The sequence below is a fragment of the uncultured Ellagibacter sp. genome (assembly GCF_934643285.1).
GTDB lineage: Bacteria > Actinomycetota > Coriobacteriia > Coriobacteriales > Eggerthellaceae > Ellagibacter.
In genome coordinates, this window is sequence record NZ_CAKUBT010000004.1 from 55,249 (window position 1) to 79,153 (window position 23,905).

General features: G+C 60.9%; 22 protein-coding genes. 9 read left to right on the forward strand and 13 right to left on the reverse strand.

Annotated elements, in window-relative coordinates; genetic code table 11:
• Positions 1 to 140 precede the first annotated feature (140 nt).
• From Q0I65_RS03705 to Q0I65_RS03715, 3 genes are read left to right on the forward strand one after another with little or no spacing between them, the layout of a single operon-like run.
• On the forward strand, positions 141 to 2,198 hold the full coding sequence (locus Q0I65_RS03705) for an AAA family ATPase (RefSeq protein ID WP_296059997.1): 2,058 nt from the start codon (positions 141 to 143) through the stop codon (positions 2,196 to 2,198).
• Entirely contained in the window at positions 2,165 to 3,250 is a 1,086-nt protein-coding gene (mcrC, locus tag Q0I65_RS03710) for a 5-methylcytosine-specific restriction endonuclease system specificity protein McrC (RefSeq protein WP_296060000.1), read from the forward strand. Before Q0I65_RS03705 ends, mcrC begins: the two co-directional genes overlap by 34 nt.
• A complete protein-coding gene (locus Q0I65_RS03715) occupies positions 3,243 to 3,680 on the forward strand; it encodes a DUF6508 domain-containing protein (RefSeq protein ID WP_296060003.1) in 438 nt (145 codons plus the stop codon). Before mcrC ends, Q0I65_RS03715 begins: the two co-directional genes overlap by 8 nt.
• Before the next feature lie 471 nt (positions 3,681 to 4,151).
• Here Q0I65_RS03715 and Q0I65_RS03720 read toward each other — a convergent pair whose 3' ends face one another.
• The 5 genes from Q0I65_RS03720 to mazG form a co-directional block, all read right to left on the reverse strand.
• Positions 4,152 to 4,892 (reverse strand): Abi family protein, encoded by a 741-nt coding sequence (locus Q0I65_RS03720; protein WP_296060005.1) that lies wholly within the window; start codon positions 4,890 to 4,892, stop codon positions 4,152 to 4,154.
• Between the two features lie 281 nt (positions 4,893 to 5,173).
• Positions 5,174 to 6,001, reverse strand: coding sequence for an ABC transporter substrate-binding protein (locus tag Q0I65_RS03725; RefSeq protein ID WP_296060007.1), 828 nt, complete (start codon positions 5,999 to 6,001; stop codon positions 5,174 to 5,176).
• A gap of 197 nt (positions 6,002 to 6,198) precedes the next feature.
• Entirely contained in the window at positions 6,199 to 7,323 is a 1,125-nt protein-coding gene (locus Q0I65_RS03730; protein ID WP_296060010.1) for an aldo/keto reductase, read from the reverse strand.
• A 102-nt stretch (positions 7,324 to 7,425) separates the two neighbouring features.
• Positions 7,426 to 8,133 (reverse strand): (p)ppGpp synthetase, encoded by a 708-nt coding sequence (locus Q0I65_RS03735; RefSeq protein WP_158050182.1) that lies wholly within the window; start codon positions 8,131 to 8,133, stop codon positions 7,426 to 7,428.
• A gap of 1 nt (position 8,134) precedes the next feature.
• Entirely contained in the window at positions 8,135 to 9,088 is a 954-nt protein-coding gene (gene mazG, locus Q0I65_RS03740; RefSeq protein ID WP_296060012.1) for a nucleoside triphosphate pyrophosphohydrolase, read from the reverse strand.
• 180 nt (positions 9,089 to 9,268) lie between these two features.
• On the opposite strand from mazG, the gene Q0I65_RS03745 reads away from it, so the two are divergent.
• Both Q0I65_RS03745 and Q0I65_RS03750 read left to right on the forward strand, forming a co-directional pair.
• Complete coding sequence (locus Q0I65_RS03745) at positions 9,269 to 10,123, forward strand: cysteine hydrolase (protein ID WP_296060013.1); 855 nt, start codon at positions 9,269 to 9,271, stop codon at positions 10,121 to 10,123.
• Between the two features lie 6 nt (positions 10,124 to 10,129).
• Entirely contained in the window at positions 10,130 to 10,966 is an 837-nt protein-coding gene (locus Q0I65_RS03750; protein WP_296060017.1) for an RNA methyltransferase, read from the forward strand.
• A 213-nt stretch (positions 10,967 to 11,179) separates the two neighbouring features.
• Here the strand turns inward: Q0I65_RS03750 and Q0I65_RS03755 are convergent, their stop codons facing one another.
• The 6 genes from Q0I65_RS03755 to Q0I65_RS03780 all read right to left on the reverse strand — a co-directional run bounded on the left by Q0I65_RS03755 (position 11,180) and on the right by Q0I65_RS03780 (position 16,080).
• Positions 11,180 to 12,094 carry a DUF2064 domain-containing protein gene (locus tag Q0I65_RS03755; protein WP_296060019.1) on the reverse strand — a complete coding sequence of 305 codons (915 nt, stop codon included), beginning with the start codon at positions 12,092 to 12,094 and terminating at the stop codon, positions 11,180 to 11,182.
• A 27-nt stretch (positions 12,095 to 12,121) separates the two neighbouring features.
• The gene (locus Q0I65_RS03760; protein ID WP_296060022.1) at positions 12,122 to 12,550 is read right to left on the reverse strand and encodes a universal stress protein; all 429 of its coding nucleotides are present in this window, start codon (positions 12,548 to 12,550) and stop codon (positions 12,122 to 12,124) included.
• Between the two features lie 110 nt (positions 12,551 to 12,660).
• Complete coding sequence (locus tag Q0I65_RS03765; protein ID WP_296060024.1) at positions 12,661 to 14,037, reverse strand: molybdopterin-binding protein; 1,377 nt, start codon at positions 14,035 to 14,037, stop codon at positions 12,661 to 12,663.
• A 190-nt stretch (positions 14,038 to 14,227) separates the two neighbouring features.
• Complete coding sequence (locus Q0I65_RS03770; protein WP_158050176.1) at positions 14,228 to 14,497, reverse strand: ACT domain-containing protein; 270 nt, start codon at positions 14,495 to 14,497, stop codon at positions 14,228 to 14,230.
• A gap of 74 nt (positions 14,498 to 14,571) precedes the next feature.
• Positions 14,572 to 15,153, reverse strand: a complete 582-nt coding sequence (folE, locus tag Q0I65_RS03775) for a GTP cyclohydrolase I FolE (protein ID WP_276995754.1) — start codon at positions 15,151 to 15,153, stop codon at positions 14,572 to 14,574.
• Positions 15,154 to 15,159: 6 nt separating this feature from the next.
• Positions 15,160 to 16,080 carry an exodeoxyribonuclease III gene (locus Q0I65_RS03780; RefSeq protein ID WP_296060032.1) on the reverse strand — a complete coding sequence of 307 codons (921 nt, stop codon included), beginning with the start codon at positions 16,078 to 16,080 and terminating at the stop codon, positions 15,160 to 15,162.
• Positions 16,081 to 16,619: 539 nt separating this feature from the next.
• Here Q0I65_RS03780 and Q0I65_RS03785 point away from each other — a divergent pair.
• The 4 genes from Q0I65_RS03785 (at position 16,620) to Q0I65_RS03800 (ending at position 21,634) form a co-directional block, all read left to right on the forward strand.
• Positions 16,620 to 17,294, forward strand: coding sequence for a response regulator transcription factor (locus Q0I65_RS03785; RefSeq protein ID WP_296060036.1), 675 nt, complete (start codon positions 16,620 to 16,622; stop codon positions 17,292 to 17,294).
• Positions 17,291 to 18,436, forward strand: a complete 1,146-nt coding sequence (locus tag Q0I65_RS03790) for a sensor histidine kinase (protein ID WP_296060038.1) — start codon at positions 17,291 to 17,293, stop codon at positions 18,434 to 18,436. The genes Q0I65_RS03785 and Q0I65_RS03790 overlap by 4 nt, the downstream gene beginning before the upstream one ends.
• 84 nt (positions 18,437 to 18,520) lie before the next feature.
• Positions 18,521 to 19,390 (forward strand): ABC transporter ATP-binding protein, encoded by an 870-nt coding sequence (locus Q0I65_RS03795; RefSeq protein ID WP_296060040.1) that lies wholly within the window; start codon positions 18,521 to 18,523, stop codon positions 19,388 to 19,390.
• A gap of 12 nt (positions 19,391 to 19,402) precedes the next feature.
• Positions 19,403 to 21,634: an ABC transporter permease gene (locus tag Q0I65_RS03800; RefSeq protein ID WP_296060045.1), complete on the forward strand. Its 2,232-nt coding sequence runs from the start codon at positions 19,403 to 19,405 to the stop codon at positions 21,632 to 21,634.
• A 106-nt stretch (positions 21,635 to 21,740) separates the two neighbouring features.
• On the opposite strand, the gene Q0I65_RS03805 is transcribed toward Q0I65_RS03800, so the two are convergent.
• Both Q0I65_RS03805 and Q0I65_RS03810 read right to left on the reverse strand, forming a co-directional pair.
• The gene (locus tag Q0I65_RS03805; RefSeq protein WP_296060047.1) at positions 21,741 to 22,220 is read right to left on the reverse strand and encodes a 23S rRNA (pseudouridine(1915)-N(3))-methyltransferase RlmH; all 480 of its coding nucleotides are present in this window, start codon (positions 22,218 to 22,220) and stop codon (positions 21,741 to 21,743) included.
• A gap of 91 nt (positions 22,221 to 22,311) precedes the next feature.
• On the reverse strand, positions 22,312 to 23,835 hold the full coding sequence (locus tag Q0I65_RS03810) for an LCP family protein (RefSeq protein ID WP_296060050.1): 1,524 nt from the start codon (positions 23,833 to 23,835) through the stop codon (positions 22,312 to 22,314).
• Positions 23,836 to 23,905: the final 70 nt, after the last annotated feature.

Here is a 23,905-nt window from a genome sequence, read left to right on the forward strand (position 1 = left end):
GATAGGCAGTGACTATAATGACCGGCACAAAATTTACTTGGATTAGCTTTTATAAAGAGTTATCTGACAAGCTGCTGACCTATCGAGACAGGCGCGACGATCTGATAAACAAGCTAGCAACTGTCTATGAATCGATCGGGATGAGTCTCCCTAAGCTTGAGGCAGATGAGCTCCAAGACATCGATCCGTTCACCGTCTTCGGCCTCTTCAACAAGGGCATCAAAGACGCAAACCGGAAGAAGATCGTCGCCGGCATCGCCGAGGCATTCGACGTCAGGGCAGACCAGCCCACGGATTTCGAGGGCATCCCCGTGCTCAACAACCTTAACGCGACCTTCTATGCCTTCTCCGACGACGACCGGCGCGGCGAGAATGACATCGACAACCTTTGGCACGTTTTCGAGGCCGAACTTGCACTGGCCGCCGACGACAACGAGGAAACCCGGAAGGCCTTCGTCGAGGCATTCGATGCCACCGTCATCCAGTTCACACTTGGCTGGAAGCTCACCATGGGCCTCTACTGGGCGAGGCCCTACAACTTCATCAGCCTGGACTCGCGCAACCGCTGGTTCATGGCCGACGCGGCAAAGGCTGGCTCCACCATTGCCAGCATAGTACCAAAGGAGAAGGGCTCGCCGATTCACGACGGAGAGCGCTATCTCGCAATTTGCGATGCTGTCAAATCAGAGTTCGGAAGCAACGAATGCCCGTACACAGACTTCCCCTCACTGACGGCTGCCGCCTTCGTGGAGTCTGAGCGCGTCAACCGTGAGAGGAAGGTCGCCGAGAAGGCTGCAGCCGAGAAGGCGGAAGAAAATTCCCTTGGAGACGAGGGGGTCAAGACCACACATTACTGGACCTACTCCCCGGGAGACGGTGCCGCGAAGTGGGATGACTTCTACGCACGTGGCGTAATGGGCGTCGGCTGGAGCAAGCTCGGCAACGTCGAGAAATACGCCAGCAAGGAAGATATCCGCAAGGACCTGCGCACCCTGTACAGCAGCAAGTACTCGCAGAAGAACTCCGCGCTTGCGCTCTGGCAGTTCTCGCGCGAGATCAAGCCGGGCGACGTTGTCTTTGCTAAGCGGGGCCGCAGCGTGATTATTGGTCGCGGCATCGTCGAGGGGGATTACCAATTCGACGAAAATGGCGACTCCTATCCGAACATCCGCAGGGTACGCTGGACGAACAGAGGAGAGCGGCAAACGGAAGACCTCCTTGCCATGAAGACCCTGACGGACATCACCGCCTATCCCGACCTCGTTGAGAAGCTCAACTCGTTCTTCGAGGACGAGGGCGGCGAAGTCGAGGAAGACACGGAGGAGGTTGAATACCCAGCGTACACGTCCGAGGACTTCCTCTCGGAGGTCTACATGGACGGCGAGCGCTACAGGACCCTCATCAACGTCCTGCGCGCGAAGAAGAACATCATCCTGCAGGGTGCCCCAGGCGTAGGCAAGACCTTCGCCGCAAAGCGCCTAGCCTACTCCATGATGGGCGTGAAGGACGCCAAGCGTGTGATGATGGTGCAGTTCCACCAGAGCTACAGCTACGAAGACTTCATAGAGGGGTTCCGCCCGAACGCGCAGGGCTTCGACCTCGAAAAGGGCGCGTTCTACAACTTCTGCAAGAATGCGAAGGACGATTCTGACAACGACTACTTCTTCATCATCGACGAAATCAACCGTGGCAACCTCTCGAAGATCTTCGGCGAGCTGTTCATGCTCATCGAGAACGACAAGCGCGGGCCCAGGAACACGCTGCAGCTCCTCTACTCGCACGAGCTGTTCTACGTCCCGAGCAACGTATACCTCATTGGCATGATGAACACAGCGGACCGCTCGCTCGCCATGCTCGACTACGCCCTGCGCCGCCGCTTCGCGTTCTTCGACCTCCGTCCCGCCTTCGACGCGGAGAACTTCATCGCCTATCAGGAGGGACTTGCCAGTGAGAAGTTCGATAGGCTCATCTCCTGCGTCGTGAAGCTGAACGAGGCGATCGCGTCCGACGAGTCGCTGGGAGACGGCTTCTGCATCGGCCATAGCTACTTCTGCCGCATGTCCCCGGACGACGTGACGGACGATAAGCTCTCGGCAATCGTCAACTACGAGCTCGTGCCGATGTTGCGCGAGTACTGGTTCGACGAGCCCACCAAGGTCGACGAGTGGGCCGGCAAGTTGCGCAGGTCAATCCGGTGATCCGGATACAGAACATCTACCACATGCTCGCCTATGCGTTCCAGACGCTGCAAGGGCAGGGCTACCGCGACATCGCAGCCGAAGAGTTCGACAACACCGCCGATCTCCTCGCCGAGATACTGTCACGGGGCGTGAGCCTGCAGCTCAAGCGCGGCCTTGGCCGAGAGTACATCGACCGCAAGGATATACTCTCATCACCGAGGGGCAAGATTGAGCTGTCCGAGTCCTTGAAGATGCGCTCGATTCTGCGCAGGCAGCTGGTTTGTAGCTACGACGAGTTCAGCACGAACACGCGCATGAACCGCATCCTCAAGGCGACGATCATGCTCTTGATTCGCTCGGACATCGACAAGGCGCGCAAGAAGACACTTAGACGGCTGCTTCCGTACTTCGTGGACGTGGAAGACGTGAACCTTTCGGGCGAAGACTGGCACATGCGCTTCGACCGGAACAACCAGACTTATCGCATGCTCACGAACGTGTGCTGGCTGGTCGTGAAGGGCCTTCTCCAGACGCGGGAGAGCGGGAGTCTCTGCATGATGGACTTCCTCGACGAGCAGCGAATGAGCCACCTGTACGAGAAGTTCATCCTCGAGTACTATAGACGTGAGCACCCAGAGCTTTCCGCGGGGGCGCCGTACATCAGCTGGGCGCTCGACGACGGCTTCGACGATATGCTCCCCGCCATGCACACCGACATAACGCTCACACGGGGCAGGACCGTCCTCATCATCGACGCAAAGTACTACAGTCACACGACGCAACAGCAGTTCGACAAGCAAAGCGTCCACTCCGGCAACCTGTACCAGATCTTTACCTACGTGAAGAACAAGGAAGCGGAGCTCGCCAGCACTCACGAGCAGCATAGCGTGTCGGGCATGCTGCTCTACGCCAAGACCGACGAAGACGTGCAGCCTGATGGTGCGTATCAGATGAGCGGTAACCAGATAAGCGTGAGGACATTGGACCTGAACCAGCCCTTCGAGACAATACGTTCGCAGCTCGACGGTATTGCTGAAGCTCATTTCTCAAAAGAGGCGGCTTATGTTTGAGAGCCTGACAAAACATCTGCCTGCGATTGAGAATGCCGAGGGATTTGGCAAATGGGTTGTAGACCGAGAGAGCAAGGGCACCATGAACGGTCCAATCAAGATGCCCTACGTGAATTACGGAACGACGGTTGCTGACGTTGAACAGGCAATCTACGACTTCGTCGACGAGCATCCCGAGTACGAGCTCACGCATTACCGCGACATACTTGAACGCAACGGACTCGAGTGGGACAGCCCAGCAATGTCTGGGACAGATGCATCGGAACTCGACGGCCAGGCGGTGATGGCGCTTCTGCTCGGAGCCGTGAGAGCAGAACGCTTCTGCAATGGAGCACTGCTTGGCTTCTTTGGGGACGGGAGCATGAGACGCTGGCTGTTGAGGTTGAAAGAGATTGACGGGCGAGACGGGAATGAAGTGCGACATGAATAAAGATGACGCCATCGCGAAGCCTGAACGTACAAAATCGTGATGCTGTGAGTAGTTCTTACTGTGTCTCTCGCCATCTCCAAAACCACCTTTCGAAAAGTGGTGCAACAGAATCGGGGGCTTCGTCCTGTTGCACCATTCTTCCACCGAACTTCGCAAAAAAGAAGCCCTTCACAGGAACGTGAGGGGCTTCTACCTGCTGCTTTGTGTTTCGCTACCTTTTTCCCGCTACTCCCACTCAGTGACTAATGCAGTCCGAGTGTTGTCAATGCGTGCCGCATCATACCGCCTAAGTGCTGATTCGTGCGCAATTTGGGCGAATCAACCCCTTGATTCGCGGTTTTGGGAATGACTCAATTGATTTGCGAAACCGCAGCTCGCTCCTTTAATCACTCCCAGGTTTCCGCCGGGGTTCGTAGCGGGTGGCTTGAAAAGGGGTGATTCGGGGACGCGCGGACTCGGCAGGCGGATCCGCTACAGCCTCACATCTATCGGCGACGGGTGGTCATCGAGAAACCTCTCGACCGTCGTCGTGTTCTCATTGCCGTAAAGACCTTCGTAAGCTTGCGGCGATAAAGCGCGGAACAAAGCGAGCATCTCTGCGTCGACCCTTGCGGGCGAACACCCGTCGGGTCCCGGATTGAATAGGCGCTCGCTGTGCGCGACGCGGTTGCGCAACTTGTTGATTGCTTCGAGTTGCAGGTTGAGCTTCGCCCTGTCGGTTCCGGCAGGCCATGCGGCGTGCAGATACGGGATCCAAAGGTCTCGCTCGCGGCTACGGTCGGTCATGTGCGCCCAGAAGCCGAGCATAAGGCCCGCGATCACCTGATTGGAGTTTGCCGGGTCGTGCGCCCGCCCGCGGGCGTCGTCGATGGCTCGGCGGTTCACCATGTTCACATCGCGCTGCTTTTTCGCCTTGCTCATTCGCATGGTGGGGCGCGTCATGGGTGATCTCGCGTCGAAGAGCCAGTGCTCGTCGCCTTCGAAGCGCTCGGTGAGGATTCTATCGTAAGCATTGCGCAGTGCGAGCTCAAAGTGTGCAATGTCGCCCATGAGGGCGCGCCCGAGCATGAGGTTCCATTCGTGTAAGTCGAGCGCGCGGTCGACGTCGCCGCCGCAAAGGTCGAGGTAAGAGGATAGCCTTGAAGGCGAGAGCCAGCGCTCGGCCCACTCGCGCCGCATTTCGGTTTCGGGGTGCTCGCATGCGTCTGCCATAAGGTTTCTCCTGTAAATACAATTTAGGCCCGGTGACTTGAATCAGCGGTCATCCCGGGCCCATCGATGCGTATTTTATACGCCCTTGCTGGATTTGGCAATCTCGTGCTACGTGCCAGTGCCGACGGGAGACCCCAAAAAAGAAAAGCCCTATCCCGTCTTCGAGCTTGCTCGCTTCTCGGCGAGCTGCTCTCGGACAGGATAGGGCATCGATGGCGGTTGAACGCTATCGGCACGCGAGCTCTCGCCCGTTACGGGCGCTCAGCGTGCGGCAGGGGCGTTTACCCGAGCCACTTGGCAGCGAGCTTCTCGACGGTGCCATCGTCCTGGAGCTTCTTGATGGCCTCGTTAATGGCCTTGGTGAGCTCCGGGTTGTCCTTGTTCACGGCAACGGCGTACTCTTCGCCAGTCGCAACCTCGAGGACGACCTGGGCGTCGCTGTAGGCCTCGGAGAGCATCTTCTTCACGACAGCGGCGTTGGTGCACACGGCGGTCGCCTGGCCAGCCTGCATAGCGGCGAAGCTATCGGTGGAGTTGCCATAGGGCTGAATGGTCGCGTTCGGGAAGTTCTCGCGGCAGTAAGTCTCGCCGGTGGTGCCGGACTGCACGGCGATGATGACGCCGGCCTTGTTCAACTCTTCCTTGGCGTTGTCCTTGGTGATTGCGCCGTCCTTCATAACGGCAACAGCCTGGTCATCGACGTAGTAGGTGTCGGTGAAGTCGGCGAGCTCCTCGCGCTCGGGCTCGACGGTCATGCCAGCAAGCACGACGTCGAACTTACCGCCCGCGGCAAGGCCGGTGAGCAGCGTGTCGAACTGGTTGTTGACGACCTCGAACTTGAGGCCGAGCTCGTCGGCGACAGCCTTGCACAGATCGACATCGAAGCCGACAGCCTCACCGTTCTCGAGGTTCTCGAACGGAGGATAGTCGGCGGAGGTGCCCATCGTGAGCGTGCCGTCCGTGACAAGCGTGTAGCTCGTATCGGCCTTGGCGGAATCGTCCTTCTTGGTGTCGTTGCCCGCGGTGCTGTTCGAGGAGCATCCGAACAGGGCAAGCGAAGCGGCGAGCACGCCAGCGGCGAGCACCACGCCCAGCTTCTTCATTTTCATCTTCCTTCCCCTTTCCATATTAAAAGCAAGATGAGGTATCTCGTTCACTATAAAGGCTTGCGGACCCTTTGTCGAACAAGAAAAAGGCCAGATGCTGTTACATCTTTGTTACAGGCGTGAACAATCGGGGTGCGGCGCCGCTGCACGCAGCCGGAAATGCACCTGGACCCAGCCCCTCGCCCCAAGCCCGCTCGACCTTACTCGAAGTGCTCGACGGCGGTCTTCAAGTTCTCGATAATGCCAATCTGCTGCGGGCACATCGACTCGCACAGTCCGCACTCGATGCAGTCGGACGCGCGACCGGGCTTTGCCTGCCAGCTGTACAGATCGCTCACGAACTTGTTGTTCTCGACCTGTGCCTCGAGGTTCAAAAGCCCCATGATCTCGGGAATGGCGACCTCCTGCGGGCACCCCTTCACGCAGTAGCGGCAGTTCGTGCAAGGAATCGCCGCGATCGATTCGAGGATTTCGCGCGTCTGGGCAAGCGCTTCGGTCTCGGCCTGGGAAAACGGCTCGCTCGCCTTGAAGTCAGCGACGTTCTGGCGAACCTGGTCGATAGTCGACATGCCGGAGAGCACCGTAAGCACGCCCGGCAGGTTGTAGCAGAAGCGGTACGCCCACGACGCGAGGCTCTTCTCGGGGCTGCAGGCGACAAGCGGCGCCGCGACGCGCTCGGCCAGATTGACGAGCATTCCGCCGCGGGCGGGCTCCATGATGATGACGGGGACACCGTGCTCGGCGGCCACTTCCATGCAGCGGCGCGATTGCACAACCGGGCTTTCCCAATCAAGGTAGTTCACCTGCAGCTGCACGAACTCCATCTCGGGATGGTCGGTGAGTATGCGATCGAGCGTCTCGGGGCCGTCGTGCATGGAGAAGCCGACGTGGCGGATCAGGCCGTCCTGCTTGGCCTTCTGCGCGAAGTCCCACATCCCCCAATCGTCGAAGACCTTCGTGCGCTTTCCGCCCACGTTGTGGAGCAGGTAGAAATCGATGTAGTCGGTTCCCAGCCGCTCAAGCGACGTGGGCAGATTCGACTTCGCCGTCTTCTCGTCGGGGCACGCCCAGGCGAGACATTTCGTGGCGATGGTGTAGGACTCGCGCGGGTGGCGCGCGACGAGCGCTTCCCCGAGGGCCTTCTCGGATGCGCCGTTGTGGTAGACGAACGCGGTATCGAAGTAGTTCCCGCCGCCGGCCAAGTAGGCATCGACCATCTGTTTGACGTGCTCGATATCGATTGCGGTGGGATCTTTCGGGTCGGTCTGCGGCAGGCGCATGCAGCCGAAGCCAAGCTTCGACACGCGGGCGAAATCTGAGTTCATGGGTGCTCCTCTCTCTGTGATGCACCCATGATAAAACCTCAAGCTCGCTTCAAGTCAAGAAAAACCGCGGGAATGCGGCGACCGCACGGAGAAATGCCCCCGCTATTCGGAGTCGAGCGCTCGTGCAAGGATCTGCATGCGCGCTTCGACATCTTCGATGATGCGACTGCAATCCTTCAGCTCGCCGTAGGAATCGATGCCCTCGATCTCGCGTTTTGCCTTGTACTTCAGGTCATGCTCGAGACTCGCCCAGAAGTCCATGGCGACGGTTCGCAGCTGAATCTCGACCGGCACCATCTGCTTGGAATCGAGGAAATACACGGGAATGCGAACAATCACGTGCAAGCTGCGGTACCCGTTGGGCTTGGGGTTGGCGATATAGTCCTTGACCGTGACGATTTCCAGGTCGTCCTGACGTTGCAGCAGGTCGAACAGGTTGTACACGTCGCTAATATAGGAGCAGATCACGCGGATGCCCGCGATGTCCATGATGTACTTCTCGATGTTCTCGAGCGTGCGCTCCTTGCCGTAGCGGCCGATCTTCTCGATGATGCTCTCGGGGGTCTTCACGCGCGACTCAACATGATGGATAGGCGTGCGGTCTTTGCGCAGGTTCAGGTCCTGGTCGAGAATCTCGAAGCGGACAACCATCTCGCGCAGCGCGGCGCGGTAACGCTGGCTCAGTTCGCGAAGCTTCGCTCCCGCCTCGCGCACGAACTCGATGTCCTCATCCGACATGTCCTTGCCGATCGTAAGCGACCACGTGTCCCTGTGGTCCTGCTCACTCAAAAGCTGCGCAGCGCTCGTCATCTTATCTCCCCTTCACTTCGCCCCAGAGCTCATTTTGCTCCAAGGTCGAGAAATCTTGCATACGTCTCCCCTGTTCGGAGGCTATTTCCTCCATCGCTGCCCAGCGGGCGCGGAACTTCGCGTTCGAGGCGCGAAGGGCGCTTTCGGCGTCGATTCCCATGCGCCTGCCTACGTTGACCAGGGCGAAAAGCACATCGCCGAACTCCATCTCCGCCGCCTCGGCACGACGAGCCGCCTCCTTTTCGTCAAGGCCGAACTCGCCCGCCACGGAGGTGTCGATCTTGCCGTTGGCGGCATGCGGGGCAGCGGTATACGCCTCGATGAGCTCGGATTTCTCCTCGGCAACCTTGTCCCACACGTCCTCGATGGAATCCCATTCGAAGCCCACGGCGGCAGCCTTGCGGGAAATCTTCTGCGCCTCCATGAGCGCGGGGAAGGTGCGTGGCACGCCGTCGAGCAGGCCCTCGGGTTCACCTGCGCCCGAGCCGTCGGCGTCGCCTGTCGCCTGCCGCTCCGCAAGTTTCACCTGGTCCCACACATCAAGCACCTCGCTCGCGTTGGAGGCCTCGACACTGCCGAACACATGCGGATGGCGGCGCACCATCTTCGCGTTCACGTCGGCGCACACGTCGTCGATCGAGAACTCCCCCGCATCGGCGGCGATCTGGCTTTGAAGAACTACCTGCAAAAGCACGTCGCCAAGCTCTTCGCGCAGGTGGGCGACGTCCTCTTCCTCGATTGCGCAAACGGCCTCGTAGGCTTCCTCTATCATGTTGTGGGAAATCGATACGTGCGTCTGCTCGCGATCCCATGGACAGCCGTCCGGGGCCCGGAGGGCCGAAATCGTGGCGACGAACTGGTTGAACGATGGATGATCAGTCGGATTTCCGTATCGGTCGAGCGCACTGTCGGGTGCATTGACGCCCGATTCGGCGGCATTGTCTTCGTGTGACACTGTTCCCCTTTTCTTTCCTTGAGAATACGAGTATACCCGCATTCCCCATGCAATCCCATACCGTCACCGATTCCGTTGATGAATCGCTAAACTGCCTAACAACCCGCACGCGTTCGCGCCGGGCATCACCGGGACGCAAGGCGCTATACTACGAAGACCGACCACAAGGAAAGCGACTCCATGATAGAACCAACACGTGCAGCGTTCCTGCTGATAGACATGCAAAACGGCTTCATCGACCCCACAAGCGCCCTATGCGTTGCGGGCGCCGCGGACACGGTGCCGGCCTGCGCCCACGCCCTCGATTTCGCGCGCTCAATCGGGATGAGCATCTTCCATATCCGCCGCATCTACAGCGCCGACGGCGCGAACGTGGAGCCCGTGCGCTATCGGCAATGGTGCGACGGAGGGCGCCCGCTTTCCCCTGCAAGCGAAGACGAGAGCTCGCTCAACTGGCCCGACCTGCTGACGCCCGCAGACGGCGACCGAGTGATGGTGAAACCGCGCTTCTCGGCGTTCTTCGACACGCAGCTTGACGACGTTCTCTCACGCGAAGGCATAAGCACCGTGGTGCTTGCGGGCACAACGACTCCGAACTGCGTGCGCTCGACCTGCTATGACGCGCTTTCCCTGAACTACAACGTCGTCATCTTGGAGGACGCCACCTCCTCGCGCACGCCCGAGGTGCAGCGCGCGAACATCGAGGACATGGCCTATATCGGCGCGCACATCATGAGCGTTGTGGAATTCCTCGAGCAGGGGCTCTCCCAGGTGCGGGACATCGCAGGCGACACGGCGCGCGCAATCGAAGCAGAGTACTACGCAGGCGGCAGCGCGCAAGGCCAAGTCGATCGGACGACAGGCGCGGCCGCTCCCTGCAGCGCCCCCGCATCGGGCTCCCACCCCCGCACGATCGACTCCCGCACGCTCGGTTCCCGCACGTTGGCGCCAACGGGCACGACCGCACCGCCCGCGACGCGCGCTTCGTCCGACGCCCGCGAACTTCCCGCAATGCGCGCCCCGAGGGGGATTTAGGCCATCATGATTGCGAGAATCGACACGCTTGAGGACGAGCGCCTCGACGCCTACGCACGGCTCACCGAAGCGCAGCTGCGCAACAAACTCGAGCCCGAAAAGGGCATCTTCATCGCCGAGTCGGGCAAGGTTATCGAGCGGGCCCTCGAAGGGGGAATGCAACCGTTGTCGCTGCTCATGGAGGAGAAATGGCTGCCCTCCATGGCGAGCATCGTCGAGCGCATCGAGCAAGTCGACCCCACCATCCCCGTGTTCGTCGCTCCCCATGATGAGCTGCAGAAACTCTGCGGATTCGAGCTGACGCGCGGCGCCTTGGGAGCCTTTCGCCGACCGCGCCCGAAAAGCGTCGCCGAGGCGTGCGAGGGCGCGCGCGTCATCGCGGTTTTGGAAGATATCACGAACCACACGAACGTCGGAGCGATCTTCCGCTCGGCAGCGGCGCTTGGGGTCGACGCCGTGCTGATCACGCCGGCATGCTACGACCCGCTCTACCGTCGCGCGGTGCGCGTGTCGATGGGCACCGTGTTTCAGATTCCCTGGGCGCGCATCGGGGAAGACGCCCACGATTGGGCACAAACCGGCATCCCCTTGCTCCACGAGCTCGGCTTCACCACAGCAGCGCTCGCGCTTTCCGACAACTCGGTGAGCTTGCGCGACGAGAGGCTAAAGGAATGCGAGAAGATCGCACTCGTACTGGGCACGGAAGGCGACGGCCTGGCGGAAAGCACCATCGCACGATGCGATTACACGGTGAAGATTCCCATGTATCACCAGGTAGATTCCTTGAACGTCGCCGCAGCAAGCGCAGTCGCGTTTTGGGAGCTTGTGGTTCCGGCGGTCTGAGGACCGACGGAACGGGCCGACGCTGCGCGAGGCTCTGGCGGCACAGCTGGCGTTCCAAAGTTTTCTCGCGTACCGAAGTACGCTTTGAACTCTTTTCACGCCATCCTCACTCGTCAGAGCCTCGCTCGCTGACTTCAAGGCGAGGCGGGAGATGGAAAACTTCTCGACGCCCCTAAGCGAGACGGGAGACGGCAAATCGCCCGCCCAGTTTTTCTAGTTGTCGATTTCCTCGCGAGGATCGTGCAGGTCGTTGGGAGGAACGCGCACTTCGTCCCATCCCATCTCCTTGAGCGCCTGGGCCGTGCGCCACGGCGGCGTGACGTCGTCGTATTGCGCGCAGTAGTTGAGCGCCTCGACGAGCGTGATGTTGTGCATGAGGTCGGCCATCGTGTCCACGTCGGGAATAGGCGGCAGGTAAAGCGCAGGGAGCCCCTGCTTTCGCGCCTTGTCGATATAGGCGGGAAGCACCGTGAGGCCCTCCTGGTTGTAGAACACGCCCGAATGGTCGAAGTTGGTCTCGCGCGTCCAACCGATTACCGACACGCCCATCTCCTGGTCGGGAGCGAGCACAATGCCGCCACTCACAACCCCGTCGAGCTTGTGGAGTGCGTCGAACCCTGCGCGCACATCGGCCTTGGTGAGCGCAGGCATATCGGCGCCCATAGAAAGGATGCAATCAGCGCCGCGTTCCCACGTCTTCTCGAACGCCTGGTTGTAATGTTCGTCGAAACTTGCACCCTCGTCGCAGAGAAACACCAGCTCGCGCGGCCATTGCCCCGCATCGGAGAACAGCTTGCGCATCACCTCGACGTTTTTTTCGGGTGTCGTCGAGATGATCATCTCGTACTCATCGCGCACCGCTTCCTCGCCCGCGGCGAGCGCTTCCCGTGCCCGCTCGGCACTTTCGCGTTCCAAATCGGCCATCGCCGCGCAGCAGATTTCCACCACGTCGAAGAGCATGCAGTGGTAGAGTCCCGAGGCGACTTCGGGCTGGAACACACCGTCTTTCAGCACGGTCAGGCGGGTTTTCACCAAACCCGGGATCGGCGGCTTGCTGAACAAAAGGAGCGCGTTTTTGCGCACGCGCTCCTTTTCCATGCCGCCCTGCTCGCTTTTCGATTCGCTCACAGAACGCTCCTTGTTTCGAAGTATGGCTTACTTGGCGATGAGCACTGGCACCGACGAGCCGTGCAGCACCTTGTGGCTGACGCTGCCCATGTACTCCTTCATGCCCGAAAGCCCGCGGTTGCCGATGACGACAAGATCGTAGTCGCCCTGATCGATCAGCTTCACGATCTCGGTAGCGGGGTTCGTTCCCGTGATGAGCAGCGGGTTCAGACGATCAGCTGCATCCTCGTGAGCGTCGACCAGCCTTTCGAGCAGCGATTTCCCATCGTTCATCATCATTTCCAAGATGGAGCGGAAGCTCGTCATCTGGGAATCGTCGAGCAAGGGAATCGGCACCACGTACACCAAGTCGATGACAGCATCGGAGTTGTTCTCGGTCACGCTGATCGCAAGCTCCAATGCCTTGCGACCGCCGTCAGTTGCATCCACCGCAGCGAGCACTTTGTTCATAGACATAACGCGCTCCTTCCTCCCTGCACCCTTCGGGCGCCGGGTTGCCGTTGCAAACTGTCAATCACTGCAAGAAAGTATAACACCACGCGGGAAAGCGTCGCCGAGGAGCTTCGCTAGAGAAACTCCACCTCGATGATGTCGCCTGCCGCGGGAGGCTCGATGCCGGGGCCCATGCCCATCATGGTGAAAGCGTTCGCTCCCCATGCCGTCTTCGACCCAGGGCGACCGTCGATCGGCGTCGCCTCGAGCACGCCGTCGGCGCTCGGCTCCACGCGGAGAGGACGGATGCCGAAGAACTCCGGTTCTCCCGGCGCATGGTCGGGATGCTCGCGCGGGCGCTCCTCACCAGCAGGTTTGCCGTTCTTCGCGCCCGGGCCGTGCTTCGGGGCCGGGAACGCCTCGGTCAAGCGGGCCGCCGTCTTCGGCACGATGGGATCAAGCCCCAAATACTTGCGCATAAGCGGACGCAGGTAGAAGTCGAGGGTGAACGACGCGCCGCCCGAAGGACCGGAGATGCCCACGATGGGCACGTTGTCGACGACGGCGTAGGAGCTGTGATGCCCCGGGCCATGGTTCGTCTGATGGCAGATCATGCGACCCATCTCGTCCATGACCTCGCACGACCAGTCGTCCGAGCCTTTCGAGGAGCCCGCGTTCAGAACGACGATGTCGGCAACTTCGCATGCGCGCTTGATGGCGGCCTCGATTTCGGGGCGCTCGTCGCACACGATGTCGAAGGGAACGAACTGCCCGCCCCACGCTTCCACCTTCGCGCGCACGAGGATGCTGTTCGTCTCGAAGTTGCGGCCGCGGGCGGCGAACTGGTCGACGCGCGTCGGATCGAGGGGAATACCTGCAGGAACGAGCTCGTTGCCCGTGGGGATGAAGGCCACGCGAGGCTTGCGGACCACGGGAACCACGGCATTGTCGCCCGTTCCCATGCGCGCCGCGACGTCGGGCGTCACGACCGTGCCGGCAGTCGCGAGGACATCGCCGCGCTTCATGGTCGAGCCCGCAGGACGCGTACCCGCACCCTGCTTCGAGGGAGCGGCGTCGATGGTCACGTGCTGCTGGTCTTCCGACACCTGCACGTGCTCGATGACGATGGCGGTGTCGAACCCTTCGGGCATCGCGACGCCCGTGTTCGCGAACTGCCAATCCACCCCGCGGACCCATGCGCCCGTGTCGGGAAGCTCGCCTTCCGCAAGGTTCTCGAAATCGGACCAGTGCAGGGCGATCGAGTCCATCGCGCACGTGAGCGCGGAGGGCATGTCGCACCGAGAGACCACGTCATAGGCGAGCACGCGCCCCACCGAATCGGCAAGCGCCACCTGCTCGCAGCATTTGCGAGCAACCTCGCTGCTGTGCAAATCCTCGCCCGCGGCGATGTTCGCCCACCCGAAACCTGCAGGTGCCGCATCCATGGCCTCGAGCATCGACGAGACCGCCTGCTCACGAGAGAGCTGGATATGCTGGGAATGATCTCTCATAGTTCCTCCTGTTCATGTGCCGCAGCACAAGCTTGCGACGATTATCGCGTACGCTCCATTATAGTGAATGACGAATAGAATCGGGCGAAAAGAAAGCCCGCCGAGAATCAATCTTCCCGACGGGCGATATGGCCGCAATGTGGCGTAGTGTGGGTTGAAGCTAAGCGAACCCCAGCTCAGGTGTCGTTTTCTAAATCTTGTACATGTACTGGAAGACGTCTTCGCGCTGGATGATGATCTGCACGCCGAGATCTTCCCCGACCGCCTTGAGCTTGTCCTGCACGGTGTCGAAGTCGGCCTTTTCCGTATCGAGCGTGGTGAGCATCGTCATCGAGAAGATGTCGTTTAGGATGGTCTGGCTGATATCGTCGATGTTCGCGCCGCATTCCGCAAGCGCCACCGCCACCGCCGCGACGATGCCGCTGCGGTCCTTGCCCAGAACAGAGATAACGCACTTCATGGTTGCACCTTTCATCCGTTTCTTGTGATTCCCATACTACCCGATTCGCCCGCCGGCAGCGACGCGCGCTGCGCCTAGCGAGCGTCGCGAAGGATAAGCGACATGGCCTCGCTGCGGGAAGCGCGCGAAGCAGGCGTCGAACCCGCGAACACGCCGCGCACTGCGCTCGTGACCGTGCGGCTGCCCGGCTTCTTCACGCCGCGCATGCTCATGCACATGTGCTCGGCCTCGAGCACCACGATGACGCCCTGCGGGTGGAGCTGTTCCACCAGGGTGTCGGCGATCTGCCCGGTCAGGCGCTCCTGCACCTGCGGGCGCTTCGCGAACACCTCCACGAGGCGCGCGAGCTTCGAGAGCCCGCACACGCGGCCGTCCGCAGCGGGGATGTAGCCGATGTGCGCCTTGCCGAAGAAGGGCACAAGATGATGCTCGCACATCGAGTAGAAGGAGATGTCGCGAACGAGGACCATCTCGTTGCAGTGCTCGTCGAAGGTCTTCTCGAAGTGGACAGCGGGATCTTGCGCGAGCCCCGCGAACACCTCTTCGTACATGCGCGCCACGCGGGCAGGCGTCTCGCGCAGCCCTTCGCGATTGGGGTCCTCGCCGACGCCTTCGAGAATGAGGCGCACGCCTTCTTCGATTTTCCGAGTATCCATAGGCTGTTAATCCTCCAGTGCTATGTCAATGCCCACCGGGCAATGGTCGCTTCCGAATACTTCATTGTAAATGCTCGCGTCCTCCACCTTGTCGGCGATTCCGTCGCTCACCAAAAAGTAATCGATGCGCCACCCCGCGTTGTTCTTGCGCGCGTTGAAACGGTAGCTCCACCACGAGTACGCGCCCGTCGTATCGGGATGAAGGGTACGGAACGTGTCGGTGAAGCCTGCGGCGAGCAAGTCGGAGAATTTGCCGCGCTCCTCGTCGGAGAAACCCGCATTCCCCCTGTTGGGACCAGGGTTCTTCAGGTCTATTTCGCTGTGTGCCACGTTGAAGTCGCCGCACATGATGACAGGTTTCGGCGCGGCGGTCTCCCCCGCCTGCGTCAAGGGGAGCACTTCTTTGGGCATGTGCCCTGCCCCGAGCGGGTGGCGCGGGGTGTCCTTGGGGGCATCGGAGCCGAGAACGACAAGCCCGTCGGCATCGGCGCGCTCGACGGGAACATCCCCGGGAAGCACGCCCTCTTCAAGCCCCTTGCAAAAGTCGCGGAACGCGTCGTCCCACTCCATGCGATGCCCGATGCGGGCGAGCTCGTTTTGCGCGTTCGGCGTGTACACGTCGACAAACCAGAACTCGGGGAACTCGAGCGCGACGATGCGCCCCTCGGTGTCGAGGTACTCCGAGCCCAACCCATGAAGCACCTGCAGAGGCGCGCGCTTGGTGAAGACCGCCGTCCCTGAGTAGCCTTTCCGCTCGGCATAGCTCCAGAACTCCAGGTATTGGGGAAGATCAAGCGTCACCTGCCCCGCCTGGAGCTTCGTCTCTTGCAGGGCGAAGACGTCGGCGTCGAACTCGGCCACGATGTCCTCGAAGCCCTTCTTCATAACGGCGCGCAAGCCGTTCACGTTCCACGAGATCAGTCTCATCGGTTCACCTTTCCAAGCGAGGAGCAACGCGCGGGCATGCCTCTTGCAACCGCGGCGGAGCGCTGCCCGCAGTCGCAAGCAGCCACGCGGCCCGCAGTTGCAGCGGGCATGCCGCCCATAGTCGCATCAGTATAGCGCGAGCGCGTAGTGCGACATGTGTGAAATAGTGCCAATTTGCGCTTGTCATCTATTGGCATATGTCTTATACTTGAGGAGGTCTGAAACACATCGGGCAAGCGCCTGTGTCCTCCTTATGCAAGCGCTTGCCCACCTTCCCGTTCATTACCTTCCAACTGCGGGGCGGCTCACCCTACTTCCTATCTCGCCGCCCCACACCTTCCCAAGACCCGCGACAAACAACCAAACATGCATGTCGCGCGCGTTCACCTACGGACTTTGCAACATCGCAACAATGGCGGCGGCGCTTACAACACCCTGCCTCAAGAGCGCGAAAACGGTGCTACAGTACGATGACAAAATGCCAGATGGCTTCCCGTTGCGCTATCATCAGCTCATCCGTTTGACGCGAAAGGGGACCGATGGCGCGTTTGCTCATTGTCGAAGACGACGTCTCGCTGCGGGAGAATCTTGTGCGCATGCTGCAGCTCAAGGGCCACGAGTGCCTTTGCTGCAAGTCGTTTACGAACGCCGCGGCCGAGGCTTTGGCTGCCGCCCCCGACTGCATCCTGCTCGACCTTTCGCTTCCCGGCGCGTACGGCCACGAGATTTGCCGCGCGATTCGCCAGGAAAGCAACGTCCCCATCATCGTGCTGACTTCCTCCGACAGCGAGTTTGACGAGGTCATGAGCATGAGCGTCGGCGCCGACGACTACGTGGTCAAGCCCTACCGTCCCGCTGTGCTGCTTGCCCGCATCGACCGCGCCCTTGCCCGCAGCGGGTCAGCCGATTCGGCGCGCGGGCAAATCGAGCATGGCGGCGTCTCCCTTGACAGCGTACGGGCCGAGGTCTCGTATCGCGGCAAGCGCGTGGAGCTCTCGCGCAACGAGCTTCTGATTCTGCGCATCCTTATGGAGAACGCGGGATCCATCATCTCGCGCAGCGAGCTGATGGACGAGCTGTGGCAAACCGACGCGTTCGTCGATGACAACACGCTCACAGTGAACGTGAATCGCCTGCGCCGCAGCTTGGAGTCCGCAGGCGTGCCCGACGACTTCATCACCACCCGCCGCGGCCTGGGGTATGTGATTCGATGAGCAGCACGAATTGGGAAGAGCCCGACCACACGGCCGCTGGTTCGCCCCGCGATCCTGAGCCTGCGCCGTTCGCTGCCGAGGACCGCATCGAGTGTGCGTACTCGTTCGGGGCGTATCTTCGCTCGCGCGCCGGGTTCGTGTTCGGCATGGTCGCCCTCATGCTCGTTGTTGCGGGCATCTTGGCTGTGACCAGCTCGAACGCTTCCGCCATCGCGCTCGTTTCCCTTTGCGAGGCCCTGTTCGCCTGCATTGTGCTCGTCGTTGGCTTCTCGCGCAACCGCGAGTTCTACCAGCAGCTGGACCACTTTTGCAATTCGCCCGACAACGCACGGTATCTCTCGTCGATTCTGGACGAGCCGCGCACGTTGGAGGGAACCCTGGCCTATCGTGCGCTCGCCGTGCAGGGCAAGGCTGCCTCGGACGAGCTTGCCGCCCGCTCCCGCGACATGAAGGATTACCGCGACTACATCGAGCTGTGGGTTCACGAGGCGAAGACGCCCATCGCATCGGCCCAGCTTGCGTTGTCGAGCCTTCACGGGCCTGGGGCCGATGAGGTGCGCGGCGACCTCGACCGTATCGAGTCGCGCGTTGAACAGGCGTTATACTATGCGCGCTCGGCAACTCTGAGCGAGGATTTCTCCATCGATGAGTTAAACCTTGCGGCACTCGCTCGCAAGGCATGCCGCCAGAGGTCGCGCACGCTCATCGGCGCGGGCATTTCGCTCGATTTCGCGATCGACGAGACGCTCGAGGTGTTCGCCGACGCGAAATGGGTCGATTTCATCATCGGACAGGTTCTGGAGAACTCGGCGAAGTACGGCGCGAAAACCGTTCACTTCGAAGGCGCGGTGAAGGACGCAGGGACGAAAGACGGGTGCATCGAGCTTTTGATCAGCGACAACGGCGACGGCATTCCCGCCGCCGACGTGCCGCGCGTGTTCGATCGCGGATTTACGGGAAGCCAGGGCCGCGCCCACCACAAAGCGACGGGCATGGGGCTCTATCTTGCCGCTGTCGCCTGCGAGAGAATGGGCCTTGGCCTGCGTGTTTCCTCGGAAGAGGGGGCGGGCACGACCATCGCACTCACCTTCCCACTCGACCGCACGCGCATGGACTTGGCGGCAAACCTTACAAAACCGTAAGATTTCGGTAAGGCCCTTCGATGGCTTCGTTTTCGCGCTCGTCGCATCATGGGGATGTGTCGAATCGAAGAGAAAGGAATCCCCATGTCTGTGGTTACCGCAACCCCTCCAGCAGGCATTGCGAATGCGAATCAGCCCGATAGCCGCAAGGTTTTGCTCTCCGTGCGCAACGTTTTGAAGGTGTACGGCTCGCGCGAGGCCGTCACGCGCGCGCTTGACGACGTGTCGTTCGACATCTGCGAAGGCGAGTTCGTCGGCGTGATGGGCCCGTCCGGCTCGGGCAAGAGCACGCTTTTGAATTGCATCTCCACTATCGATACCGTGACCAGCGGAAACATCGTCTTGAACGGGCTCGACATCACGCAGCTGCGCAGCCGCCAGCTCTCCAAGTTCCGCCGCGACGACCTGGGCTTCATCTTCCAGGACGCCAACCTGCTCGACACCCTGACCGGCTTCGAGAACATCGCTTTGGCCCTCACCATCAAGGGAGAGAAGGCCGACGCCGTCCGCACGAAGGTCGAGCGCACCGCCACTCTGCTGAGCGTGACGGATGTTCTGCAGAAGTACCCGCGCCAGATGTCGGGCGGCCAACGCCAGCGCGTAGCTGCGGCGCGCGCCATCGTCGCCGATCCGAAGTTAGTTCTTGCCGACGAGCCCACGGGAGCGCTCGACTCACGCAACGCCGCCGTTCTCCTCGAGACGCTCGAGGTGCTGAACACGAAGCTGCACGCCACTATCATGATGGTCACGCACGACGCGGTCGCGGCATCGTATGCCGACCGTATCCTGTTCATCAAGGACGGCAAGCTGTTCAACGAGCTGCGCCGCGGCGATAGCAGCAGAACCGACTTCTACCAGCGCATCCTCGAGGTTCAGGCGTTTCTCTCCGGCAAGCAGGGCACATCCTCTGCGGTCGGTTTCGTGGCCTCGCACGTCACCGCGCTCGGCAACTAGGCGGCGGTCATCATGTTGATGAAACTCGCCTTGCGCAACGTGCGCCGCAGCGTGCGCGACTACGCTGTGTACTTCGTTACCCTGGCCTTGGGCGTGGCGGTGTTCTACGCCTTCAACGCTATCGGGGATTCGCGCGTGCTTTTCGAGGCTCAAGAAGGTGCCGAGGGTGTTTTCTTGGCATCTGGTGCGAGCATTTTCGATATCTTGGCCCAGATCATGACCTATTTCAGCGTAGTCGTCGCCGTCGTTTTGGGCTTTTTGGTCCTCTACGCCAACCGGTTCGTGGTTCGAGCCCGCAAGAAGGAGTTCGGCACCTACCTTTTGCTCGGCATGAGCCCGCGACAGGTTTCCTCGGTAGTCCTGACGGAAACGCTGATCGTCGGCGTGCTTGCGCTGGTGGTGGGCTTGGGGCTTGGCTTTCTGATCTCGCAAGCGATTGCCTTCGCCACGGCGGGCCTTATCGGCGTGGCGATCAGCGACTACCATCTGCTGTTCAGCGCCCGATCCGCGCAGCTGACCCTGGGCTGTTTCGCGCTTATCTTCGTCGTGGTCGCCCTGTTCAACGCCATACAGATTTCGCGCTGCAAACTTGCCACACTGCTCTCGGCACGCTCCCGCAGCGAGCGCATGCCCGTGCGCAACCCCCTCATCTGCCTGATCGTGTTCGTGCTGTCATGCCTGATTTTGGCGAAGGCGTATTCCGAGCTCAACATTGACGGCCTGGTCTACTTCGGCGAGCACTTCCGCATCGCAACCGTGTTGATGCTCGTTGGCACGTTGGGCCTGTTCTGGTCGGCGTCGGGGTTCTTCATCCTGCTGATCCAGCGTTTGCGGGGCGTTTACTTCAAGGGTCTCGCCATGTTCACCATGCGCCAGATCGCGACGAAGGTGAACACCGCGTTCGTGTCGCTGTGGGCCGTGAGCGTCCTTCTGTTCTTCAGCATCGTCGTGTTCTCGACGGGCTTCAGCTTGGCGTCGATGTTCTCCGATCAACTGGAAGAGAACACCCAGTTCGACGCATCTATCCGCGCGAGCCTCATGTCGCTCGACACCTCCGATATGGAAGCGGTGCCGGCCGAGAAGTATGGCGGTGACGAGGAGAAGGCGACCGCCATCAAGATAGCCGAGACCGAGCACGACGAGGTTCACAACCTGTGGCAAACGAGCGACGGCTCCACCGCCGCGTATATGAAGTCGCTCATCCCCGATTGGGACGAACGCGTGACCGGCTCGGCCCAGGTGGACACGTGGCTCGCAAGCGACTTAACGAACAAGCAGCTTACCGATGCTTGCGGCTTCACGCTTGAGCAGATCGGCTCCGACGAGAACTCCAGCATGGCTGACGAAGGCGTGCAGTACGTGCCGTTATCGCAGTTCAACGCTGCTCGACAGCTTGCAGGCGAAAAGCCGATCGAACTTGCCGCAGGCGAATATCTGGTCGACAACACGGTCGACAAATCGGCCGAGTACGCCAAGGCCCTTGGCCAGAAAGGGCGAACCATCACCGTCGACGGGCATAATCTGACAGCATCTGGTCAGGTTATTTCGCAGTCGCTCCAAGTTAGTAGCATGAGTTGCCTCATCGCTGTGCTGGTGGTTCCCGATGAGTTGGCGGCCGAGAGGTTCGCCGCGGGCGACCTGCCGTATCTGAGCGAGCTCAACGTCAACCTGGCCAGCGATTCAAAACAGCAGGCCATGGAGGACCTCTTAACCGAGTACGGCAAGTCGGTTCCCCCACGCGAGGAACTCGCCGAGGCCGGCTGGACGTACGACTCCCGCCCGTGGCCGGTGTCCTACTACGACACGAGCGAGGGCATCATCGCCGACAGCATGGGGCTTAAGCTTCTCTTGGTTTACTTAGCGCTCTACATCGGGTTCGTTTTCCTCATGACCACGGCGGCAGTTCTTTCCGTCCAGCAGCTCTCCGAAGTGGCGGACAGCATCCCGCGCTACCGCCTGCTCGCTCAGCTGGGATGCGACAGGAGCATGGTTCTGCGAAGTCTACGCACGCAGATCGGCATTTACTTCGGGGCGCCGCTTCTGGTGGCAGGGTGCCACTCGGCATGCGCAATCAGCCTTCTGTACAAGAACCTGCTGTCGATTTGGGGCGCTACGGCAGTTGCAGGCACGCTTGCCGTTGGTATTGCGCTGGTGATTGCGGTGTACGCAATCTATCTGGTGTCGACATACCTGGTCGCACGATCGGCGGTCGTTTCCGGTGCGGGCAAGGGACTGCTCGCATAGGCGGACGGCTCACGCAGAGCGCAGGACCCGAATTCGATAGACGGCTGGCTGCCTTCCCGCGGCCAGCCGTCTACTTGCGACTAGCCACCTTCCCGCGGCCGGCCGTCTACTTGTGGTAGGGCTCGCCGTGCGAGATCTTCTGCGCGCGGTAGAGCTGCTCCAAGAGCACGACGCGCGCCAGGTTGTGAGGCAGGGTGATCGGACCGAACGACAGCAGCTCATCAGCCCGAGCGCGCACTTCCGCGCTCACGCCGTCCGACCCGCCGATGACAAACGCGAAGCTGCTCTTCCCCGCAAGCGCCAGCGAATCGATTCGCTGGGAGATGCCCACGCTCGAGCGTTCCTTGCCATCGATCGCCAGAAGCGCCACATGAACGTCCGGACCCAGCTTGTCGAGCTCCGCGCAAATCGCCGCGCCCTCTTTATCGCGCGCGCCCTCGATACCTCCCGCACGTCGCGGGTCCACGTCGGCGATTTCGCGCACCTCCGTCTTCGCATACGGCTGCAAGCGCTTGAGGTACTCCGCGCACGCTTCCGTCCAAAAGCGCTCCTTGAGCTTCCCCACCGCGATGACCGTGAACTTCATCTACGCCCCTTCCCATAAAAAACGCGCGGCCCGCAATGCGCCGGCCGCGCGTGTTCCATCCATTCTCCCTGCGCCCGCAAGCGCGCAGGCGCTATTTCCAATCCGAGCCGATGACCACGAGGAAGTCGGTCGAGAACGTGTAGCGCCCATCGTTCTTGGTCGCGACGCCATTGCCGATTTGCTTCACGATTTCCTCAGCCGCTTCCTTTTGACTGTCGTTGGTGTACACAACGACCGTCGTCGAGAACGAGGAGCTCGCGTTGCCGGTCTCGGTGGTATAGCCAAGCTTTTCGATCTTCGTGGCGGCAGTGGCGGCGGCCCCATCGATGTTCGCGCCGTTCTTCACGGTCACCTTGCCCGACCTGGTTGCGGTCGTGGTGGAAGACGTGTTAGAGGTTGCACCCGCCTTGTCGCCCGTGCTGGCGAGCACCGTGCCGTTCTTCTCGTCGATCACGTCCTCGGTAGTCGGAGGAAGCCCCTGGTCGACGCGCTGCATCATGGTTTGCCACTCTTTTTCGTTCACGTATTCGTACCAGGTGCCGTTAACGAGCTTCGAGGTGGTGGGCTCCATTGCCGAGTAGATGCCGGTGTCGGTGTTGAGCCCTTGCATGCTCGACGCGAGCGAGATGATGTCGGTCACGTTGAAGTCGGTCGTGATGTACTTGGAGAGCGCCTGGATCGTGTTCGCCATGGTGATCGGGTCGGAGGAGAGAATCTTCTTCGCGACAGCGGAAAGCACGAGGCGCTGGTTGGCGGCGCGATAACGGTCGCCGTCGCCGTAGGCGTCGTACGCATGGCGCGCGCGGCACAGGATGAGCGCCTGGTCGCCGTTGAGGGTCTGCAAGCCGGCGTCGAGATGACCGCCCGCGTCCTCGTCGTTGATCTCCATCGGGACGTCGACTTCCACACCGCCGAGCGCGTCGACCGCTTCCCTGAAGCCGTCGAAGTCGATTTCCGCATAATGCGAGATGGGAACGCCTGCGAACTTCGAAACGACCTCAATCGTGTAGGCCGCGCCGCCGATCGAGTGCGCCGCGTTAAGCTTCTGCTTGCCGTTCGTGCCCATGTCGATGAGCGTATCGCGGTGGAGCGACACCATGGTGACCTGCTTGTTCTGCGGGTCGATGCGCGCGAGGATCATGCTGTCGGAGCGGAACTGATCGCCCGCGTACTCGGCCGACTCCGAGCGCTCCTCCGAGCCGTCGGTGCCCATGAGCAGCATGTAGAACGGGTCGCCAGCGTACTTCGTGTCGACGAGCGCATCGCGAAGGTCGTCGTCGACGCCCTCGTTGAGGTTGGCGTTGATGGTGTTGATATAGGCGAATGCGGCACCGACTCCTCCGAGCACCACCACCAGAAGGGCGATGCACACCGCAAGCACGATCTTCTTGCGCTTCTTGCTCTTGCGCTTCTTGGTGTATTCCGCCTGCGTCACGCGACGCGAGTAGGGATTCTGCGCAGGGGCGAGGTTTTCGCCGTCACCAAAGGACGCCGCCGCATGGGAGGCGTGGGGCGTCGGGGACTTTTGGTCGAAGTTCGCGGACGCTTGGGCGTCCATCGTGTGCTGACCGTGCTGCCCGGCGGCGTTGGGGGATTTTTTCTTATTTCTTCTCATGTCAAATAGATTTTGCCGACTGCCTTAATTATTGACAAGCGAGGATGCCCCAATTCTGGCAAATAGCCGC

What these genes read in the sequence shown, in the direction of transcription:
- Q0I65_RS03805 (WP_296060047.1), bottom strand. Translation starts at nt 22,220, where the DNA reads ATGAAGTTCACGGTCATCGCGGTGGGGAAGCTCAAGGAGCGCTTTTGG.
- Q0I65_RS03810 (WP_296060050.1), bottom strand. Translation starts at nt 23,835, where the DNA reads ATGAGAAGAAATAAGAAAAAATCCCCCAACGCCGCCGGGCAGCACGGT.
- Q0I65_RS03760 (WP_296060022.1), bottom strand. Translation starts at nt 12,550, where the DNA reads ATGTCTATGAACAAAGTGCTCGCTGCGGTGGATGCAACTGACGGCGGT.
- Q0I65_RS03795 (WP_296060040.1), top strand. Translation starts at nt 18,521, where the DNA reads ATGTCTGTGGTTACCGCAACCCCTCCAGCAGGCATTGCGAATGCGAAT.
- Q0I65_RS03770 (WP_158050176.1), bottom strand. Translation starts at nt 14,497, where the DNA reads ATGAAGTGCGTTATCTCTGTTCTGGGCAAGGACCGCAGCGGCATCGTC.
- Q0I65_RS03800 (WP_296060045.1), top strand. Translation starts at nt 19,403, where the DNA reads ATGTTGATGAAACTCGCCTTGCGCAACGTGCGCCGCAGCGTGCGCGAC.
- Q0I65_RS03780 (WP_296060032.1), bottom strand. Translation starts at nt 16,080, where the DNA reads ATGAGACTGATCTCGTGGAACGTGAACGGCTTGCGCGCCGTTATGAAG.
- Q0I65_RS03790 (WP_296060038.1), top strand. Translation starts at nt 17,291, where the DNA reads ATGAGCAGCACGAATTGGGAAGAGCCCGACCACACGGCCGCTGGTTCG.
- Q0I65_RS03765 (WP_296060024.1), bottom strand. Translation starts at nt 14,037, where the DNA reads ATGAGAGATCATTCCCAGCATATCCAGCTCTCTCGTGAGCAGGCGGTC.
- Q0I65_RS03730 (WP_296060010.1), bottom strand. Translation starts at nt 7,323, where the DNA reads ATGAACTCAGATTTCGCCCGCGTGTCGAAGCTTGGCTTCGGCTGCATG.
- Q0I65_RS03735 (WP_158050182.1), bottom strand. Translation starts at nt 8,133, where the DNA reads ATGACGAGCGCTGCGCAGCTTTTGAGTGAGCAGGACCACAGGGACACG.
- Q0I65_RS03720 (WP_296060005.1), bottom strand. Translation starts at nt 4,892, where the DNA reads ATGGCAGACGCATGCGAGCACCCCGAAACCGAAATGCGGCGCGAGTGG.
- Q0I65_RS03725 (WP_296060007.1), bottom strand. Translation starts at nt 6,001, where the DNA reads ATGAAAATGAAGAAGCTGGGCGTGGTGCTCGCCGCTGGCGTGCTCGCC.
- Q0I65_RS03715 (WP_296060003.1), top strand. Translation starts at nt 3,243, where the DNA reads ATGTTTGAGAGCCTGACAAAACATCTGCCTGCGATTGAGAATGCCGAG.
- Q0I65_RS03785 (WP_296060036.1), top strand. Translation starts at nt 16,620, where the DNA reads ATGGCGCGTTTGCTCATTGTCGAAGACGACGTCTCGCTGCGGGAGAAT.
- Q0I65_RS03745 (WP_296060013.1), top strand. Translation starts at nt 9,269, where the DNA reads ATGATAGAACCAACACGTGCAGCGTTCCTGCTGATAGACATGCAAAAC.
- folE (WP_276995754.1), bottom strand. Translation starts at nt 15,153, where the DNA reads ATGGATACTCGGAAAATCGAAGAAGGCGTGCGCCTCATTCTCGAAGGC.
- Q0I65_RS03705 (WP_296059997.1), top strand. Translation starts at nt 141, where the DNA reads ATGAGTCTCCCTAAGCTTGAGGCAGATGAGCTCCAAGACATCGATCCG.
- Q0I65_RS03750 (WP_296060017.1), top strand. Translation starts at nt 10,130, where the DNA reads ATGATTGCGAGAATCGACACGCTTGAGGACGAGCGCCTCGACGCCTAC.